Source organism: Mesorhizobium sp. M2A.F.Ca.ET.067.02.1.1, assembly GCF_004023285.1.
Taxonomy (GTDB): Bacteria; Pseudomonadota; Alphaproteobacteria; order Rhizobiales; family Rhizobiaceae; genus Mesorhizobium.
The window spans coordinates 1-3354 of sequence record NZ_RZSB01000665.1 but is presented as its reverse complement, the minus strand read 5'-3'; the positions used below and the strand labels follow the sequence as shown (position 1 = coordinate 3354).

The 3354-nt window shown below is 62.9% G+C and carries 5 protein-coding genes; 3 read left to right on the top strand and 2 right to left on the bottom strand.

Features of this window, described 5'->3' with window-relative positions; translation table 11 throughout:
* A partial coding sequence (locus EOA28_RS29625; RefSeq protein WP_128315571.1) for a DUF930 domain-containing protein occupies nt 1–882 on the top strand: 882 nt, incomplete at its 5' end.
* 1 nt (nt 883) lies between these two features.
* Here EOA28_RS29625 and EOA28_RS29620 read toward each other — a convergent pair.
* Both EOA28_RS29620 and EOA28_RS29615 read right to left on the bottom strand, forming a co-directional pair.
* On the bottom strand, nt 884–1558 hold the full coding sequence (locus tag EOA28_RS29620) for an HAD family phosphatase (protein ID WP_127253695.1): 675 nt from the start codon (nt 1556–1558) through the stop codon (nt 884–886).
* A gap of 88 nt (nt 1559–1646) precedes the next feature.
* Complete coding sequence (locus EOA28_RS29615) at nt 1647–2288, bottom strand: hypothetical protein (RefSeq protein WP_127253696.1); 642 nt, start codon at nt 2286–2288, stop codon at nt 1647–1649.
* A gap of 188 nt (nt 2289–2476) precedes the next feature.
* Here EOA28_RS29615 and EOA28_RS29610 point away from each other — a divergent pair, with 188 nt between their 5' ends.
* Complete coding sequence (locus EOA28_RS29610; RefSeq protein ID WP_127253697.1) at nt 2477–2914, top strand: transcriptional regulator GutM; 438 nt, start codon at nt 2477–2479, stop codon at nt 2912–2914.
* A gap of 52 nt (nt 2915–2966) precedes the next feature.
* Nucleotides 2967–3354: PTS glucitol/sorbitol transporter subunit IIC (locus tag EOA28_RS29605; RefSeq protein ID WP_189342237.1), on the top strand; the 388-nt coding region annotated here is incomplete at its 3' end.

Genomic DNA, 3354 nt, shown 5'->3' with positions numbered 1-3354 from the left:
GTTCTGAAGCGCGTTTTCCAGTATGGCGAGAAGGATACCGGCCCGGAGAAATCTCTGAACGGGGGCAGCGCTCCGGCCAACGCCCCGTCGCCGGCCCAGGATCAGCCTGCGAAGCCGCCGGTCGCGCCGAAGCCCGCGCCCGGCCAGCCCGCTTCGCCTGCAACGCCCGAGCAGCAGCAGCCGGATTCCAACAAGGCTCAAGAGAAGCCGGCAACCGCAGCGTCGGACGAAAAACCCGCGCAAAGCGAGGAGAAACAAGCCACTGAGGATGCCGACAAGCAGCAGCCCGACAAACAAGAGACGCCGCCGCAAACCACCGAGCAGCAAGCGGCCGTGCCGTTAAAGCCATTGACGGCCGAGTCAGGCGACAAGCCCGCGCCTCCATCCTCGGCCGAAAAGGCAAAGCCTAAGCCTTCCAGGGCGATGAAGTTCAAATCCGCAAGAGCCTTGAGAGCGCCAAGCGGGAACCCGGCAAGGTCGAACTCCGCCGACAGCGCGGCTGCGGGAGCGCCGATCTATTCCGGCCTGCCGGGCGTCAGGAAACTTTACTCGCCGGGTGCGACCGGCAATATGCAGGCTACGAGCTCGATGGAGAACGTGCCGCGCGATCAGCGCATAGCCAATCTTTGCGCCAACGTCCTGAACCAGGAACTGCAAAGCGCCGACTACGCGCCGAAATGGCTGCCGACCATCCCCCTGAAGCAGGGCAATGTTCTCAACCCTCCGCAGGCCGCCTTCAGCACGACAACCCAATGGTACGATCTGAGCTTCCGCTGCGAGGTCGACGTCGACGCCACGCGGGTCCTGTCCTTCAACTTCCGTGTAGGGGGATTGGTCCCGCCGGGGGACTGGACCCGGCGTCGCTTCCCCAGTCTCCGCTAGATTAGGCCGGGACACCAAGCTCCGCCAACTGCCGGGCAACCTCGTGCCAGTCGGCGCAGACAAAATCGGCGCCGGCGGCTTTCAGCCGCGCGCCGTGCTCGGGATAGGTGTGACCGCCGCCGGTATAGCCGATCGCGATCATGCCGGCAGCCACCGCGCCCTGAACGCCGAAGGGCGAATCCTCGACCACGATACAGTCGGTCGGCTTCGCACCCATCTTCTCGGCGGCGCAGAGGAAGATGTCCGGCGCCGGCTTACCGTTCTTCACCATCGAGGAGGAAAAGATCGCCTCGCCGAAGAAGCGCGACAATCCCGTCACCGACAAGCTGTGGTTGATGCGCTCGACCGAGGACGACGAGGCGACGCAACGGTTTCCGGCAAGCGTGTTGAGGAACGGCGCGATCCCCGGCGTCGGCTTCAACTCCTCGGAGAAGAGCAGCTTGGTCTCGGCCCAGATGTCGCCATCGGCCGCCGGGGGGAACTGGTGGCCGGTCAGTTCCTTGATCTTCACGATGATGTCGGCCTGCTTCATGCCGATGCATTGCGCGATGATGCCGCCATGCACGCCCGGCATGCCGTGCTTCTCATAGACGCGCTCGTAAGCCTTGGCGGCCAACGGTTCGCTGTCAACGAGAACGCCGTCGCAATCGAAAATCATCAGTCTGGTTTGCGCCACGCGCTTCTCCCGGCCTCTGTGCCAATGCGCACATCGCTATCGATAAAAAGTCAGATGTTCAATAGCGGGTGATTACGTCTCCAGCGGCTCAAAGCTGGCGCAACGCTTCGCTGACCGGCGAAGATCCGAGCGCGCGCTGCATGGCCTGGCGTGACTGGGCGCGGTCGGGTGTGATCCAGTTGGGCTCGGCGCCGAGGAAGCGGTCGAGGAACGCCACGGCATAGGCGGGCATTTCCGTTGCGTTCTCGCGGTAGGACCACCAGGTGCGCAGATCGTCGGCGCATTTATCGATGCTGGGCGCGTTGCCGAATTCCTGCTCGTGGACGGCGAGGATCGCCGACACGCAGTAGTTGGTATATAGGAAACCTTCCGGCCAGAAGCGCACGATTTCCGCCGTGCCAGCATTTGCCTCGGTCTCGATCATTTCCTTCAGACCTGAGACCTCCCGCGCCGGCGCCTGCCGGATCAGCTCACGCAGCACCAGTCCGGCGGCGAAGACGATGAAGTCCGCGCGGTCGACCGCCGCGAATTGCTTCTGCGCTTCCATGACCTCGATCCAGTCGAGGAAGGCGTGCGTCAGCTTGGCCTCGTCGATCTCGAAGCGCACGCCGAACGTTTCCGACACCACCTTCGCACTGCTGCGGAAGGTGGCGCGGAACCAGCGCAGCTGCCGCAGCCGGTGGCGAAGGTCCGGCATAAGCGCCAGTTCGTGCCTGAAGGGCAGGTCCATGTCTCACATCCCGTTTGACGACAGGCTACCACAGCGCCGCCGACGCCGAAATCGGCCGGTCGGCTGTGGAGCGTTATGGCTGCTAATATAATACATGTTGACATTCGAGGAAACAAATGTTCTCACTTTCGGGTCGTCTCGCCTCCGTTCAATATGTGCCGGAGGAAGAGACTCGGGAGGAGACCGAAATGGCAATCTGGCAGTGGGCACTGCTTCTGCTGTTTGTTGTCTGGGCGCTGCAATCGTTGGGCGTCTGGCTGCAGATGCGGCATTATTCGGATGTCTTCAAAGGCGTCACCAGCCAGTACAAGGACGGTTTCGTCGGCGCGGGCAATTTCCGCGGACGCCTCGCAAAGGGCACCATCGCGCTCATCGTCGTAACGCCGGATCTCATCGTGCGCCGCATGATGGTCATGAGCGGCCGTTCGGTGCTGACCAAGTTCAAGCGACATGAAAAATTCGAGGGCATCCCCCTCGATCGACTCCGGTCCAACCCTGCGATCATGGGGGAGGGGGAACCCGGTGTGGCCGAGGCCGTGAAACGGGCGATCGAGCAGATCGATCGCGCACGGTCGGAGCCGGGGAAGAAGCCGGGCCTGGCCGGCTTGAACATAGCAAGGGCTTAAACGACGCCGGCAGCCGGCTGGGAATGACCGGCAGGGGTCATAAGGAGGAGAAATGTCTGTAATTACACTATTGGCACAGCATGCAGACCTCGCGGTGCACAACCTGCATGTCGCAGGCACCATGGTCTCGGATGCTGCCTGGCACGGCAAGCTCGGCGTCGAGCATGCCACCGATCATCTTGTGGTCCTGGCGCAGGCGACGACCGACAACGCGCCGGTCACCGCCGATCAGCTCAAGGAACAGCTGAAGAATGTGCAGCAGGAAGAGCAGCTCGGCTGGCTCACCGCGATCGGCAAATACTTCATCGGCATCTTCCAGAAGGGCGGCGAAGTGTTCGCCGGCTTCGTCACCGGCATCATCCCGACCCTGGTCGTGCTGATGACGGCCTTCTACGCCGTCACCGAACTGGTCGGCGAGGAGCGCGTCCACGGCCTGGCAC

Bases quoted from the DNA above. Each gene is read 5' to 3' on its own strand.
- EOA28_RS29615 (WP_127253696.1), bottom strand. From the start codon at position 2,288: ATGGACCTGCCCTTCAGGCACGAACTGGCGCTTATGCCGGACCTTCGC.
- EOA28_RS29610 (WP_127253697.1), top strand. From the start codon at position 2,477: ATGGCAATCTGGCAGTGGGCACTGCTTCTGCTGTTTGTTGTCTGGGCG.